The following is a 14,479-nucleotide window of genomic DNA, read 5'->3' on the forward strand; positions in this document are numbered from 1 at the left end:
CATCCACATGCAGGCTGCAATTTTTCATGGCGAGCAGAAGATCACCATCGGCCAGGCGCCCATGCCGGTGGCCGGCCCCGGCGAGGTGCTGCTGAAGGTGCGGCGCACGGCGCTCTGCGGCTCCGATACCAAGCTGTGGTTCAAGGGCGCGGAGATCACCCCCGGCCACGAGATCTTCGGCGTGGTGCAGCAGCCCGGCCATGCGCTGGACGGGCGGCGCTGCCTGGTCTACATCCCCGTGCACTGCGGCCACTGCGAGGCCTGCCTGGCCGGCGACACCCAGATGTGCCTGAACGAATCGGTGCTGGTGGGCTGGAACCGGCCGGGCGGCTATGCCGAATACCTCACCGTGCCCGAGCAGTGCCTGCTGCCGGTGCCCGACGACATCCCCGACGAACTCGCGCCCCTGCTGCTGGACACCATAGGCACCGCCGCCCACGGCATCCGCTTCGTGCGCCCGCTGGTGCCGCCGCAGACCACCGGACCGGTGCTGGTCACCGGCGCCGGCCCGGTCGGCATCGGCGCGCTGATCGCGCTGCAGAACATGGGCTACACCGATGTGTACGTGTCCGACCTGAAGCAGGAGCGCCTGCAGCTGGCCGAATCCTTCGGCGCGAAGTCCCATCCGGTGGGCGACGGCAGCAAGCGCTTCAAGCTGATCGTGGAATGCAGCGGCGCCCATGCCGCGCGCAGCCTTGGCATGGAGATCGTGCTGCCGCGCGGCGTGCTCATCCTCATCGGCGAGAGCGACAAGCCCTGGCCGGTGCAGGAGAACAAGGCCATCCGCCGCAAGGACTTCTACATGGTGCGCACCTTCTACTTCCCCAAGTCCGACTTCCCCCTCAACTTGGAGCTGCTGCGCAGCGAGCAGGCGCGCTACCGGCAGCTGGTGGATGCGCAGTTCGGCATAGAGCAACTGCCCGAGATGTTCGGCCGCTTCGTGGCGGGCGAGCTGGTCAAGCCGCTGCTGGCCTTTGCCTGAAGGACACGCACAGATGGCAGCCATCCGCATGCAGGGACTGGTGAAACGCTTCGGCGACACCACGGTGATCCCCTCGCTCGACCTGGAGATCCGCGACCAGGAATTCGTGGTGTTCGTCGGCCCCTCGGGCTGCGGCAAATCGACCCTGCTGCGCATCGTGGCCGGGCTGGAGCCGGTGGACGGCGGCGAGCTGTTCATCGGCGAGCGCAAGGTCAACGACATGCCGCCGGCCGAACGCGACATCGCCATGGTCTTCCAGGACTACGCCCTCTATCCGCACATGACCGTGCGCGACAACATGGGCTTCGGCCTGGAGATGCGCAACACACCCAGGGACGAGATCAGGCGCCGGGTCGACCGCGCCGCCGGCATGCTGCGCATAGGCGACTACCTGGACCGCAAGCCCAAGGCGCTCTCCGGCGGCCAACGCCAGCGGGTGGCCATGGGCCGGGCGATGGTGCGCGATCCGCAGGTCTTCCTCTTCGACGAGCCCCTGTCCAACCTCGACGCCAAGCTGCGCGGCGAGGTACGCACCGAGATCAAGGCGCTGTCGCAGCAGTTGAAGACCACCATGATCTTCGTCACCCACGACCAGGTGGAGGCCATGACCATGGCCGACCGCATCGTGGTGCTCAAGGCCGGCGTGGTGCAGCAGTTCGGCACGCCCGAAGAGGTGTACCAGTCGCCCGCGAACCAGTTCGTGGCCGGCTTCATCGGCTCGCCGACCATGAACTTCTTTTCGGTGCAGGCCGACGGCGCCGCGCTGCGCCTGCAGGACGGCACGCAGATGCCGCTGCCGCCGAAGTGCCGGGGCGTGTCGGGGCCGGCCGTGCTGGGCGTGCGGCCCGAACACATCGAGGTATTGCCCGAAGGCTCGCCCGGCGTGCGGGTGCAGGTGAGCGTGGTGGAGCCGCTGGGTTCGGACACGCTGGTCTACTTCGACTGCGAGGGCAGGCGCCATGTGGCCCGGGTGCCGCCGGCGCTGCGGGTGCGGCCCGGGGACATGATCACGCTGGGCTTCGACATGGCGCAGAGCCATCTCTTCGGCGTGGAAGACGGCGCGGTGCTGCGGTGCTGAGGCCGGCCATGGACAGCGGCGGTGCGGCTCCCCATCCCCGGCTGGTCTGCCTGGGCCTGTCGGCGCTGGACATCACCTGGCAGGTCGAGACCCTGCCGCGCGGCGGCAAGACCCGGGCATCGGACCTGCGCGAGGGCGGCGGCGGCATGGCAGCCAATGCGGCGGCCGCCGTGGCGCGGCTGGGCGGCAAGGCCAGCTTCTGGGGCCGGGCGGGGCAGGACGGCGCCGGGCGCGAGATGCAGTCGCAGCTGCAGGCCTGCGGTGTCGATACCCGCGGGTTCCGGCTGTTCGAGGGCGCACGCTCCTCGGTGTCCGGCATCGTGGTGGACGGGCAGGGCGAACGCATGATCGTCAACTTCCGCGGCGCCGGCCTGCCGGCCGCCGCCGACTGGCTGCCGCTGGATGAACTGAATGGCGCGGACGCGGTGCTGGCCGACCCGCGCTGGCCCGAAGGCGCCGCGGCCCTGTTCGCCGCCGCCCGCCAGCGCGGCCTGCCGACGGTGCTGGACGGCGATGTCTCCGATGAGGAGGTCTTCGACCTGCTGCTGCCCCATACCGATCACGCGGTGTTCTCCGAACCCGGACTGGCCGCCTATGCGCCGGCCGGCTGCGGCGTGGACGAGAGCCTGCGTTTCGCCCTGTCGCGCGGCTGCCGGCTGGCGGCGGTGACCCTGGGCGAACGCGGCCTGCGCTGGCTGGATGCCGGCGGTTTCCAGTCGCTGCCCGCCCATGCGGTGGAAGCCATAGACACCACCGGCGCCGGCGATGTCTTCCACGGCGCATACGCCTTCGCGCTGGGCGCCGGCTGGCCGGTGCGCCACGCCTTCCAATTTTCCGCTGCGGTGGCGGCCCTCAAGTGCACCAGCCCCGGCGGACGCGCCGGGGTGCCGGACTTCGCCACCGCGATGTCTCTCGTCGAACAACTGAAGGAGTGATCCACATGGCCGCAGACCTCAAGCTGGGCAAGACATGGGGCATGCGCCGCATGGCCACGCCGCAAGGGCATTTCACGATGGTGGCGCTGGACCAGCGCCCGCCCATCGCCGCGCTGATTTCCGCCAAGCGCGGCATTCCGCCATCGGAGGTGAGCTTCACCGACATGATCGATGTGAAGCGCACCCTGGTCGACACGCTGGGCGAGCATGCCAGCGCCATGCTCTTCGATCCCAACTACGCCTTTCCCGCCGCGCTGCAGAAGCTGCCGGCCCACACCGGCCTGGTGGTGACGCTGGAGGACCACCGCTTCAGGGACACCCCCGGCGGCCGGCTGTCGCATTCCATCGACGACTGGAGCGTGGAGAAGATCAAGCGCGCCGGCGGCGACGGCGTGAAGGTGCTGGCCTGGTACCGGCCGGATGCGGATGCCGATGTCATCGCGCACCAGAAGCAGTACGTCGAGAAGATCGGCCAGGAGTGCAAGCGCTGGGACATCCCGCTGGTGCTGGAGCTGCTGGTCTACCCCTTCCCCAAGAGCGAACGCCACACCACCGACTACATCGAATCGCCCGAGAAGCTGCCCGAGCTGGTGCTGGAGAGCGTGCGCGAATTCGCCAAGCCGCAGTACGGCGTGGACCTGTTCAAGCTCGAAGCCCCGCTGCCCGGCGCCACCCTGCCGGCACGCGACGGCAGCGCCGCCCACCTAGCGGCGCAGGGCTGGTTCGACCGGATGGGCGCCATCTGCAAGCAGGCCGGCATCCCGTGGGTGATGCTGTCCGCCGGTGTCACCTCCAGGCAGTTCGTGCGGGTGATGGAGTACGCCTATGCCGCGGGCGCCCACGGCTTCCTGGCCGGCCGTGCCGTCTGGTGGCAGGCGCTGCAGAACTTCCCCGACCTGCAACGCTGCGCCGAGCAGCTGCGCGTGGAAGGCGCCGCCACCCTGGCCGAGCTGGAGGCGCTCACCCAACGCGCGGGCAATGCCTGGCAGGCCGACTACAGCGCCTTCGACTCGATGCAGGCCGAAGGCGAGCTGTGTTCGGCCTACGCCTGATCGGCTAGCCCCCCAGGGCCGGCAGCCGCCGGCCCTGCACGCCCTGCAGGCCGGGGCGGCTCAGACGGCGACGGCGACCATCGCCCGCCAGGCCGACAGCAGCAGCGTCGCGCCCGAGGCGCACAGCAGCACCGCTACCAGCGCCTTCAGCAGACCCGGCCGCAGCGCCAGCGGATGGCGGTGGTGCAGCCGGGTGACGATGTAGACCACGGGTATCGCGCACACCGCCAGCACCAGCGCATGCAGCGAGAACTGCCCGGTCGGCAGCACCAGCGCCAGCCGCACCGCGGAATTGAAGGCGAACACCAGCAGCAGACCGCGCCGCACCAGCTCCCGGGGCATCGGCTGGCGGTACATCTGGTAGACCAGCGGCGGGCCGGAGCTGGCGAACATGCCGCCCAGCAATCCCGACAGCAGCCCGACCACCGCGAAGGAGCGCTGCCCGGAAACCCGCGCCAGCGGCTCGCCCTGCAGCAGGAGCAGCGCGGCGCAGCCCAGGATGCTCAGGCCCAGCAGCGCACGCAGGTAGCCGATGGCATTGCCGCTGAGCCAGCCCAGCAGGGCCACGCCCGCCGCCACGCCGACCAGGCTGGCGCAGAGGGTGGTGCGCATCAGCCGCCAGGGCGGTGGCGCCTCGGCCGCGCGGAAATAGGTCCAGGCATTGACCAGGGTCAGCACCGTCGCCGCATTGGCGGCATCGGCCACCGAGGCGATGTGCAGGCTGGCGCTCAGGCCCAGCAGGATCAGCCCGAAGGCGAAGCCGGTGAGGTTCTGCGCATAGGTGGCTAGCGCCACGCAGGCCATGAAGGCCAGCAGCGAAAGAGCGCTCAAGTGCCGGCGACCTGGACGATGAAATCGCGGCAGGCCTGCAGGTCGGGCTCCACGCCGAGCCCCGGGCGCTCGTCCAGCTGCACCGCGCCATCGACGAGCTGGAAGGTCGGCAGGGCCAGCAGCTCACGCAGCGGGTTCGGGTTGGCGTCCACCTCCACATAACCCGGCCCGCCGACCACCGCCTTCAGGTGGAAGGAGGCCGTCAGGCCGATGCCCGCGCCCAGCCAGTGCGGGCAGAAAGTCTTGCCCTGGCGCAGGGTGCGCCGTCCCACTTCCAGGCAGCCGCTGAAGCCGCCCCATTTGCCCAGATCGGGCTGGATCACCGTCATGCCGCCGGTGCCTATGAATTCGTCGAACTGCGCCAGGCCAGCAAGGTTCTCGCCGCCGGCCAGGCGCAGCGGCTGTTCGGCGGCCAGGCGGGTCCAGTCGGCGGCGGGGCGGTCGGCGCGTATCGGCTCTTCCAGCCAGCCCAGGCCGAAGCGTTCCATGCGGCGGCCGGCGGCGATGGCCTCTTCCATGTCCCAGGCCTGGTTGGCATCGACCATGAAGGGCGCGTCCTCGCCGATCACCTCGCGGATCGCCTGCAGGTTGGCGCTGTCGCGCGCGGCGCCGAAACCCACCTTCAGCTTGAAGGCCCGGTAGCCTTCCTGCAGCTTGGCGGCGGCGAGCTGGTCCGGGTCGGTGGGGTTGATGCCGGAGGCATAGAGCGGGATGGGGGCGGGCCTGTCGAGCGCGCCGTCGGACAGCAGCCGCCACAGCGGCATGGCGGCGCGGCGCGCCAGCATGTCCCACAGGGCGATGTCCAGCCCGGCGACGATCTGCTGCAGGGTGCCCGGCTCGCCGCACTGCAGCGCCAGCACGGCGAGTTTGGCCGTCAGCGCCTCGAAGCAGGCGCGTGGATGCTCGAAGCGGCTGCCGCAGACCAGCGGCCGCAGATAGGTGGCCGCCATGCGCGCGCGGTGCTCGGCGCCCACCACCGGGAAGTTGCACCACACCTCGCCCCAGCCGCAGGCGCCCTGGGTATCGGTCACGCACAGCAGCACGGCCGGGCGGTCGCGCATGATGCCGAAGGAGGTCTGCACCGGCGGGTCGGCCGGGGCGCGGAAAACGAAGACGTCGATGCGTTCGACGGAAAATGCGGTGTCAGCTGTGCAGGCCATGAATCTGTCGTCCTTGTCAGGCAATGGAAAAACGGGGTGGAGGCGAGTCGCGATGAGTCAAAACGAGCGCGCGGGCAACGCGCCCAAGTACGGCGTGGTGGCCAACGCCCTGCGCCAGCGCATAGACCGCGGCCAGTGGGCGGCGGGCACCCGCGTGCCTTCGCTGCACGAACTGGCCGAGGAGTTCGGTGTGGCCCGGCTGACCGCCCGGCAGGCGGTGCAGCTGCTGGTGGAGGAGGGCCTGCTGGATGCGCGGCGCGGCAGCGGCACGGTGGTCACCGGCCAGCCGCGCGCGGTGAAGAACATCCAGGTGCAGACCACGTTGCAGGCGCTGGGCGCCATGTACCTGCGGGCGCCGCCCGAGATCCGCACGCTCGGCGAAAGCCGCGGCCCGCTGCCGCCCGCGCAGCGCCGCGACGACACCGAATACGTCTGCCTGCAGCGGGTGCATTCCGAAGGCGGCGTTGCCTATTGCGTGATCACCCTCTACATCGACGCCGCAGTGTTCGCCCTGGCGCCGCGGCGCTTTCGCCAGCAGGCGGTGATCCCGGTGCTGCTGGCCATGCCCGGCTGCAAGGTGCGGCGCGCGCACCAGACCATGACGGTGGGCACGGCCGATACCGACGTGGCGCGCCACCTGGGCGTGGCGCCGAACGCACCGGTGGCCTTCGTCGAGCGGGTGTTCGAAGGGGAGGGCGGACATGTGATCTACCTGGCCGAGGTCATCTACCGCGGCGAGGCGGTGCGGCTGGAGATCGACCTGACGGTATAGCCATCACTCGATGCGCGCGGCCTGCACGATCTGGCGGAATTTCGCCCGCTCGGCCTGCACGAAGGCCTCGAATTCGGCCGTCGGCATGCCGCTGGGCTCGGCGCCCTGGCGCAGCAGGGTGTCGCGCACCTCCGGCAGGGCCAGCACCTCGGCGATGTCGTGCTGGATCTTCTGCACCACCGTTTGCGGTGTCCTGGCCGGCACGAAGACGCCGAACCACTGGATCAGCTCGAAGCGCTCCAGCCCCGGCGTCTGCGCGATGGCCGGCACCTGCGGCGCGGCGGCGGCCGGCTCGCGCGAGGACACGCCCAGCGCCCGCAGCTTGCCGGCCTGGATCTGCTGCAGCGCGGTCGGCAGGCCGGCAAAGCCGATGTCCACCTGGCCGCTGAGGATGTCCGTCATCGCCTGCGCCACGCCCTTGAACGGCACATGCAGCAGCGACACGCCGGCCAGCTGCTCCACCAGCACGCCGGCCAGGTGCTGCGGCGTGCCCGGCCCGGAGGAGCCGTAGCTCACCGCACCGGGATGCTGGCGCGCGTAGGCGACCAGGCCGGCCATGTCCGCATAGGGCTTGGAGGGGGATGCCACCAGCGCGAAGGGCAGCTTGACCAGCAGGGTGACGGGCTTCAGGTCACGCTCCGGGTCGTAGGCCATCTTCTTCATGAAGAACTGGTTGATGGCCACTTCGGCGGTGGCCGACATCAGGATGGTGTGCCCGTCCGGCGCCGCCTTGGCGACCGCGTTGGCGCCTATGGTGCCGCTGCCGCCGGCGCGGTTGTCCACCAGCACCGGCTGCCCCCAGCGCTCGGCCAGCTTCTGCGATACGAGCCGGGCGACGGGATCGACGCCGCCGCCGGCCACATAGGGGACGATGGCCGTGACCGGCCGGGATGGCCATGCCTGCTGTGCCCCCGCGGGCGTGTTCGGGCCGAGGAAGGCCGCCGCCAGCGCCAGGGCGGCCAGTGGGATGCGCATGCTGTCGTCTCCTCCCCGGAACGGGGTGGGGACGAGCCTAGCAAATTAAGGTATGTATTTATATACCTTTAATCCCTGGCTGCAGTCCGGCTGCGGGCCGGCTGCGCGCCGGTTCAGGCCAGGCGTGCCTGCTGCTGCCCGGCGGCGGACGCGGCTGCAAGGCCCTGCAGCACATCGCCCACCACGATCACCGAGGGGCTGGCGAAGCCCTGGGCCACGATGGTCTCGTGCAGATCGGCCAGGGTGCACACCGTGTGGCGCTGGCTGGGCAGCGACACGTTCTGGATGACCGCCACCGGCGTCTGCCCGGGCAGGCCCTGCAGCAGCTCGCCCTGGATGTGTTCGGCGCCGCTCACACCCATGTAGACCACCAGCGTCAGCCGCGCCGCATGCGCGGTGGCGGCCAGCATGCGCCAGTCGGTGCCGGCCGAGCCGGGCCGGGCATGGCCGGTGACGAAGACCACGCCGTGCGCATGCGCGCGGTGGGTGAGGGGCACGCCCAGCGTGGTCACCGCGGCCAGGCCGGCGGTGATGCCGTTGATGACTTCCGGCTCGATGCCGAAGCCGCGCAGGTGTTCCACCTCCTCGCCGCCGCGGCCGAAGATGAAGGGATCGCCGCCCTTCAGGCGCACCACCGTCTCGCCTTCGCGCACCGCCATCAGCATCAGCTTCTCGATGAAGGCCTGCGGCGTGCTCTTGCAGCCGCCGCGCTTGCCCACGTAGACGACCCGTGCACCAGGCTGGGCCAGGGCGACGATGGCATCGCTCACCAGGTCGTCGACCAGCAGCAGCGTGGCCGAGGCGATGGCCTTGACGGCCTTCACGGTCAGCAGGTCCGGATCGCCCGGGCCGGCGCCGACCAGGATGCAGCGGCCGCCGCTGCGCGGGCCGACGGGCTCGGTTGCCGGGGCCGGCGGCAGGTCGTGCACCTCCCCGCCGCGCAGCTGGAAGATGGGGTCGATGGCGTCGCCGGGTTTGGGGGTTTGGGGATCTTTCATGCTGTCTCCGTGGCTGCGGGCAGGATCGGATGGTCGTCGCTGCCCATGGACCTTGCCAGGAGCAAGAGATGTTCCAGCTGCCGCGCGATCGCTTCGGGCAGGGGAAGCCGGCCGTCGAGCACGGCCCGGGTGTAGGCGGCGGTGCTGTCGGCATCGATGTCCGCCGGCAGGCCGGGCACTTCGGCCGCGGTGCCGGGGGCCTGCGCCTGCAGCTGCACGGCGGCGCCGCGGCGGAAGCCCGTCAGCTCGGCCGTGCGGCGCGGGTCGGCGACGACTTCGCCCTCCAGGCCGCGCGACAGCAGCGCGCTGGCGCCCAGCAGGGCGAAGGTCTCGGCCATCGATTCGGCATAGGCCGGATGGGTGTAGCTGGCCACCAGCAGGGCTGGGCCGGCGCAGGGGTTCATCAGCTTGACGACGCTGTGCGCCGGATTGCGCAGGCCCACCACACGGCGCACGTCGAGCAGGCGTTTCAGGCCCGGGCAGATGATCTCGGTCGGTGCGAAGACGACTTCCCCTGCGGCAATTTCGCGCACCTGGGTGAGCGCCTGGATGCCGAGCCGCTCGAACACCTCGCGTGCACCGATGCGGGCATCTTCGCTCGGGCTGCCGTGCACCAGCACCGGCAGGCCGGCACGGGCGACCAGCAGCGCCAGCAGCGGCGTCAGCACCGGCATGCGGCGGGCGCCGTTGTAGCTGGGCAGCACCACGATGGGCTGTTCGCCGGCGGTGGAAAAACGCTGGCTGCGTTCGGCCGTGGCGTCGAGAAAGCCGGCCAGCTCCGCCGAGGTCTCGCCCTTGATGCGCATGGCCAGGCAGAAGGCGCCGATCTCCAGGTCGGTCACGCTGCCGTCCAGCACCTGGCCGAACAGGTCGGCGGCCTGCGCGCGGTCCAGCGGCCGCGCGCCGCGTGCGCCTCGGCCGATTTCCTTGATGTAGTGGCTGATGGCCATGGTCTCTTTTGGTGGGGGCGGGCGTGGGGAACCCTCGATTGTCCGAAAAGCTTGATGACCTTGCGCTATATCGACATGCGCCGCATGGATTCAGGCTGGCTGCAGCACGATCAGCCGCGCCGCCTGCACCCGGCGCCGCAGCTCCGGCACGCAGGAGCCGCAGCTGGTGCCGCAGCGCAGGCTTTGCTGCAGGCCGCGCAGGGCGGCCTGTTCGTCGGCCGCGGCGCAGGCATGTTCGGCCAGGTGTTCGTCGATGGCGGCGGCCGGCACGCCGATGCAGCTGCAGACCAGCGGCCCGCGCGACACCATGGCCAGCGGCGCGGCGGCGCTGCCCGAGAGCAGCAGGCGGCCGAAGGCCTGGGCAGGCAGCTGCTGCTGGAGCAGAGGTTTCATCCAGGCCTCGGCGCGGATGTCGCCGCCGAGCAGGAAGGCTTGCATCCGCGCCTCCTCGCCATCGCGCTGCAGCCGCACGGCGCGGTGCTGGCCGCGGTGCGGGTCGGCATAACGCATCACGTCGGGGGCATCGAGGCCGAGCAGGGCTTCGATGCGGTCGAGCAGGGCCTCGGACGGCCGCTGCCGCGAGGCGGCCCGCAGCAGCACGCCGCTGCGTTCTTCGGCGGCCTGGGCCAGCGGGGTGTCGCTGGCGAAGGGCACGCAGCTGGCGAAATCGAATTCCGGCATCAGGCCACGCAAGGCCTCGCGCACCGCCAGCACCTGTTCGGCCGGCAGCCAGGCCAGGGCCACCATCTGCCAGGCGAATACGGCCGGCTCGATGCGGATCGCCGCGTGCTTGAGTTCGGGCTGGCGGGAGTCGGGGCAGTAGAGCGGCTGGGTCAGGGCGTTGACGCCGGCCAGCGGCGAGCCGTCGGCGGCGCGGCCGCTCAGGTATTCACCGCCCCAGTGCATGGCGACGAAAGCCTGCGCGGGCGCCACATCCGGCGAGGCATGGGCCGGCAGCAGCACGCTGCCGCGGCGCGACTGCAGCTGCACCAGGGCGCCCGGCGCGAGCTGCAGGCGGGCCATGTCGGTCGGATGCAGCTGCACCGTCGGCTCGGCCGCATGGCCGAAGAGCCGGCCCAGGGTGCCGGTGCGGCTCATGCCGTGCCATTGGTCGCGCAGCCGGCCGGTGTTGAGGGCGAAGGGGTAGTGCGCATCGCAGGGCTCGGCCAGCGCGCGGTAGGGCACGGCGGCGAAACGTGCGCGGCCATCGGGTGTGGGAAAGCGGCCGTCCTCGTACAGCCGGGCCCGGCCGCTGCGGGCGCCTTCGGGGAAGGGCCATTGCTGCGGGGCTTGGTCGAGCTGGTCGTAGCTCAGGCCGGTGATGTCCAGGTCGCGGCCGCGGGTGGATTCGCGGTGTTCGTTCCACACCGATTCCGGCGTGGGGTAATCGAAGGACGGCGACTCTCGATGCAGCCGCGCCGCCAGGCGCTGGGCGAAGTCGCGGCCGATGCGCCAGTCGTCCCGCGCCTGGCCGGCCGCCGGCACGGCCGCGCGCACGCGGGAGATGCGGCGTTCGCTGTTGGTGACCGTGCCGGCCTTCTCGCCCCAGGTGGTGGCGGGCAGCAGCAGGTCGGCGAAGGCGCAGGTGGCGGTGGTGGCGAAGGCTTCCTGCACCACCACGAATTCGGCGCGCTCCAGGGCGCGGCGCACGGTGGCCTGGTCGGGCAGGGATTGCGCCGGGTTGGTGCAGGCGATCCACAAGGCCTTGATCTGGCCGTCGGCGGCGGCCTGGAACATCTCGATGGCCGTCTTGCCCGGGGTGGCCGGCACGTCCGGCACGCCCCACAGGGCGGCGACTTCGGCGCGGTGGACGGCATTGCCCAGGTCGCGGTGGGCCGACAGCAGGTTGGCCATGCCGCCGACCTCGCGGCCGCCCATGGCGTTGGGCTGGCCGGTCAGCGAGAAGGGGCCGGCACCGGGCTTGCCGATCTGGCCGGTGGCCAGGTGCAGGTCGATCAGCGCGGTGTTCTTCGCGGTGCCGCTGGCCGACTGGTTCAGGCCCTGGCAGTAGAGGCTGAGGGTGGCCGGCGAGCGGGCGAAGAGGCGGGTGGCCTCGACCAGGTCGGCCTGTGCGATGCCGCAGGTTTCGGCGACCGTGATCGGGGTGGCTTCGCGCACCAGTTCGCGCAGGGCCTCGAAGCCGCTGGTGTGGGCGGCGATGTAGGCGGGGTCGGTCCAGCCCTGGTCCAGCATCAGGTGCAGCATGCCGTGGTAGAGCAGGACGTCGGTGCCGGGCTGGATCTGCAGGTGCAGGTCGGCGACGGCGGCGGTGTCGGTGCGGCGGGGGTCCACCACCACCATCTTCATCTGCGGCCTGGCGGCGCGGGCGTCCTCGATGCGGCGGAACAGGATGGGGTGGGCCCAGGCGGCGTTGCTGCCGGTGATGAACAGGCAGTCGGCCAGGGCCAGGTCTTCGTAGCAGGCGGGAGGGGCGTCGGCGCCCAGGGTCTGTTTGTAGCCGGCTACTGCGCTGCTCATGCAGAGGCGCGAGTTGGTGTCGAGGTTGTTGGTGCCTATGAGGCCTTTGACCAGTTTGTTGAAGACGTAGTAGTCCTCGGTGAGGAGCTGGCCTGAGAGGTAGAAGCCTGCGGCGTCGGGGCCGTGGTCTTTGATGACCTGGGCGAACTTGTCTGCTGCCTGGGTTAGGGCGCTGTCCCAGTCTATGGGCTGGGGTTTGGTGTTGCGCGACTTGCGCTGCAGGGGGCTCAGCAGGCGGGTCTGCAGCGTTACCTCGGCTGTGGCTGTGCGGTGGAGGGTGCTGCCCTTGGTGCAGAGTCTGCCGAAGTTGGCTGGGTGGTGGGGGTCGCCTCTCACGCCTGTGATCTGGGCACCTTGGGATTCGATGATGACGCCGCAGCCTACGCCGCAGTAGGGGCAGGTGGATTGGGTTTCCTTCATGGCGCTGCCTTTTGCTTTGCCCTTGCTTGGGCTGTTGGGGCGCTTGGGTTTTTATTTCTTCTACTCCGTAGGAGGGTGGAGCTGGGGGCTTGCGCGCCCCCAGACCCGCGGTAACTTTCTTTCTGCTGAAAGAAAGTCACCAAAGAAAAGCTCGGCGGTCTTTCGCCCGCAACGGGCCGTCGCTGCGCTCGGCCTCTGGAATGTGCCATCGGGCGCTCTTGAGGTGACAGTTTGGCCGTGCCTGACAGGCGTTCCGGGCCTTGCCTCCGGCTGCGGGCAAGGCAGGCAGGATGACCAACAGCCTCGGCCGCACTGGCGGCGCTGGCAAACCCGTGCGTGTGCTTCGCCGGTGCACCAAAACGCCCTCGTCTTCCTGCTCGCCTTGCCCGCAGCCGGAGGCAAGGCCCGGAACGTGGATGCCCGCATGGCCAAACTGTCACGGCCAGAGCGTTGGATGGCACATTCTCCAGGCCGAGCGAAGCGACGGCCCGTTGCGGGCGAAAGACCGCCGAGCTTTTCTTTGGTGACTTTCTTTCAGCAGAAAGAAAGTTACCGCGGGTCTGGGGGCGCGCAAGCCCCCAGCTCCACCCTACGGCGGAGTAGAAGAAGTACATAAAACCCCCGCCCATCTAGGAACCAACACCAAACATCAACCCATCCCGCAGAGCCCCAACCAGCCGCCCTTCGCGCAAGAGCGAAAAGTAGTACCCCCCATCCCCCACATCCCCAAAAAGACAGGCCCCCACCACCCGCTCATCCTTGATCACAAGCTTCTTGTAGACCCCCCCAAGAGGATCGCGGAGCACGATCGACTCAGTCCCTTCCCCCCCATGAAGTCGCCCGCCGAAAACAGATCGATCCCCGTGACCTTCAACTTGGTGGAGGTCAGAGACCCGAGATACCGGGAGATCCCCATCTCCGCCAGATGATTGGCAGCCACCAGGGCCTGCTCGAACAAGGGCGCCACCAGCCCGTAGGCAATGCCGCGGTGCGCAGCGCACTCGCCAACGGCATAGATACGCGCATCGGTCACCGTCTGCAGCGTGTCCGTCACCACGATCCCCCGATCGCAATGCAGCCGCGCCGACTCCGCCAGCCCCACGTTCGGCCGGATGCCGATCGCCATCACCACCAGATCGGCCGGCTCCTCGCCACCGTCCTGAAAACGAACAGCCCGCACCCGCCCCGAAGCGTCGCCGACCAACTCCTGCGTCTGAGCCCCCAGCCGAAACCGGATGCCCCGCGCCTCCAGCGACTCCCGCAGCAGCCCGGCCGCCACCTCGTCGAGCTGCCGGTTCATCAGCCAGGCGCTGGCATGCACCACCGTGACCGCCATGCCGCGCAAGGCCAGCCCGTTGGCCGCCTCCAGCCCCAGCAGGCCGCCGCCGATGACGACCGCGTGCCGGTGGGTGCGGGCCGCCTCGATCATGGCCTCGGTATCGGCGATGTCCCGATAGGCGATCACGCCCTGAAGCCCGGCCCCGGGCACCGGCAGCACGAAGGGCCGCGAGCCGGTGCACAGCAGCAGCCGGTCATAGGGGGCCTCGGTCCCGTCCTCGGCCCGGACGACACGTCGCCGGCGGTCGATGGAGCTCACCTTGCAACCCGCATGCACGGTGATGCCGTGCTCCTCGTACCAGGACCAGGGGTTGAGCACGATCTCGTCCACCGTCTGCTCGCCCGCCAGCACCGGCGACAGCATGATCCGGTTGTAGTTGGGATGCGGCTCCGCGCCGAACACGGTGATCTCGTAGTGGTCCGGCGCGATCTTCAGCAGCTCTTCGAGCGTGCGTACGCCGGCCATGCCGTTGCCGACCAGCACCAGCTTCTGCTTCTTCACCGCACGCA

Annotated in this window: 11 protein-coding genes and 1 pseudogene; 5 read left to right on the forward strand and 7 right to left on the reverse strand. The window is 70.1% G+C overall.

Going from position 1 to position 14,479, the window contains the following annotated elements; translation table 11 throughout:
- Positions 1–7 precede the first annotated feature (7 nt).
- The 4 genes from GT347_RS26040 to GT347_RS26055 are packed head-to-tail and all read left to right on the forward strand — an operon-like array spanning position 8 to position 4,047.
- Positions 8–982 carry an alcohol dehydrogenase catalytic domain-containing protein gene (locus GT347_RS26040; RefSeq protein WP_160554952.1) on the forward strand — a complete coding sequence of 325 codons (975 nt, stop codon included), beginning with the start codon at positions 8–10 and terminating at the stop codon, positions 980–982.
- Positions 983–995: 13 nt separating this feature from the next.
- The gene (locus GT347_RS26045; protein WP_160554953.1) at positions 996–2,060 is read left to right on the forward strand and encodes an ABC transporter ATP-binding protein; all 1,065 of its coding nucleotides are present in this window, start codon (positions 996–998) and stop codon (positions 2,058–2,060) included.
- Between the two features lie 8 nt (positions 2,061–2,068).
- Positions 2,069–2,995 carry a sugar kinase gene (locus GT347_RS26050; protein WP_160554954.1) on the forward strand — a complete coding sequence of 309 codons (927 nt, stop codon included), beginning with the start codon at positions 2,069–2,071 and terminating at the stop codon, positions 2,993–2,995.
- Between the two features lie 5 nt (positions 2,996–3,000).
- On the forward strand, positions 3,001–4,047 hold the full coding sequence (locus GT347_RS26055; RefSeq protein WP_160554955.1) for a tagatose 1,6-diphosphate aldolase: 1,047 nt from the start codon (positions 3,001–3,003) through the stop codon (positions 4,045–4,047).
- 60 nt (positions 4,048–4,107) lie between these two features.
- Here the strand turns inward: GT347_RS26055 and GT347_RS26060 are convergent, their stop codons facing one another.
- Entirely contained in the window at positions 4,108–4,878 is a 771-nt protein-coding gene (locus GT347_RS26060; RefSeq protein WP_195812372.1) for a TSUP family transporter, read from the reverse strand.
- Positions 4,875–6,038, reverse strand: coding sequence for a mandelate racemase/muconate lactonizing enzyme family protein (locus GT347_RS26065; RefSeq protein ID WP_160554956.1), 1,164 nt, complete (start codon positions 6,036–6,038; stop codon positions 4,875–4,877). The genes GT347_RS26060 and GT347_RS26065 overlap by 4 nt, the downstream gene beginning before the upstream one ends.
- A 52-nt stretch (positions 6,039–6,090) precedes the next feature.
- On the opposite strand from GT347_RS26065, the gene GT347_RS26070 reads away from it, so the two are divergent.
- Positions 6,091–6,810: a GntR family transcriptional regulator gene (locus GT347_RS26070; protein WP_160554957.1), complete on the forward strand. Its 720-nt coding sequence runs from the start codon at positions 6,091–6,093 to the stop codon at positions 6,808–6,810.
- Positions 6,811–6,813: 3 nt separating this feature from the next.
- Here GT347_RS26070 and GT347_RS26075 read toward each other — a convergent pair whose 3' ends face one another.
- From GT347_RS26075 to GT347_RS26095, 5 genes and pseudogenes are all read right to left on the reverse strand, one after another.
- On the reverse strand, positions 6,814–7,785 hold the full coding sequence (locus GT347_RS26075) for a Bug family tripartite tricarboxylate transporter substrate binding protein (protein WP_160554958.1): 972 nt from the start codon (positions 7,783–7,785) through the stop codon (positions 6,814–6,816).
- A gap of 113 nt (positions 7,786–7,898) precedes the next feature.
- Positions 7,899–8,783, reverse strand: coding sequence for a uroporphyrinogen-III C-methyltransferase (gene cobA, locus GT347_RS26080; protein WP_160554959.1), 885 nt, complete (start codon positions 8,781–8,783; stop codon positions 7,899–7,901).
- The gene (gene ybiB, locus GT347_RS26085; RefSeq protein ID WP_160554960.1) at positions 8,780–9,733 is read right to left on the reverse strand and encodes a DNA-binding protein YbiB; all 954 of its coding nucleotides are present in this window, start codon (positions 9,731–9,733) and stop codon (positions 8,780–8,782) included. The genes cobA and ybiB overlap by 4 nt, the downstream gene beginning before the upstream one ends.
- Before the next feature lie 90 nt (positions 9,734–9,823).
- A complete protein-coding gene (locus GT347_RS26090) occupies positions 9,824–12,631 on the reverse strand; it encodes a nitrate reductase (RefSeq protein ID WP_160554961.1) in 2,808 nt (935 codons plus the stop codon).
- 641 nt (positions 12,632–13,272) lie between these two features.
- A pseudogene (locus tag GT347_RS26095) lies at positions 13,273–14,471 on the reverse strand (NAD(P)/FAD-dependent oxidoreductase); the annotation flags it as partial.
- Positions 14,472–14,479: the final 8 nt, after the last annotated feature.

The sequence above is a fragment of the Xylophilus rhododendri genome, assembly GCF_009906855.1.
GTDB classification, from domain to species: Bacteria; Pseudomonadota; Gammaproteobacteria; order Burkholderiales; family Burkholderiaceae_C; genus Xylophilus; species Xylophilus rhododendri.

Bases quoted from the DNA above. Each gene is read 5' to 3' on its own strand.
- GT347_RS26040 (WP_160554952.1), top strand. From the start codon at position 8: ATGCAGGCTGCAATTTTTCATGGCGAGCAGAAGATCACCATCGGCCAG.
- GT347_RS26045 (WP_160554953.1), top strand. From the start codon at position 996: ATGGCAGCCATCCGCATGCAGGGACTGGTGAAACGCTTCGGCGACACC.
- GT347_RS26050 (WP_160554954.1), top strand. From the start codon at position 2,069: ATGGACAGCGGCGGTGCGGCTCCCCATCCCCGGCTGGTCTGCCTGGGC.
- GT347_RS26055 (WP_160554955.1), top strand. From the start codon at position 3,001: ATGGCCGCAGACCTCAAGCTGGGCAAGACATGGGGCATGCGCCGCATG.
- GT347_RS26065 (WP_160554956.1), bottom strand. From the start codon at position 6,038: ATGGCCTGCACAGCTGACACCGCATTTTCCGTCGAACGCATCGACGTC.
- GT347_RS26070 (WP_160554957.1), top strand. From the start codon at position 6,091: ATGAGTCAAAACGAGCGCGCGGGCAACGCGCCCAAGTACGGCGTGGTG.
- GT347_RS26075 (WP_160554958.1), bottom strand. From the start codon at position 7,785: ATGCGCATCCCACTGGCCGCCCTGGCGCTGGCGGCGGCCTTCCTCGGC.
- cobA (WP_160554959.1), bottom strand. From the start codon at position 8,783: ATGAAAGATCCCCAAACCCCCAAACCCGGCGACGCCATCGACCCCATC.
- ybiB (WP_160554960.1), bottom strand. From the start codon at position 9,733: ATGGCCATCAGCCACTACATCAAGGAAATCGGCCGAGGCGCACGCGGC.
- GT347_RS26090 (WP_160554961.1), bottom strand. From the start codon at position 12,631: ATGAAGGAAACCCAATCCACCTGCCCCTACTGCGGCGTAGGCTGCGGC.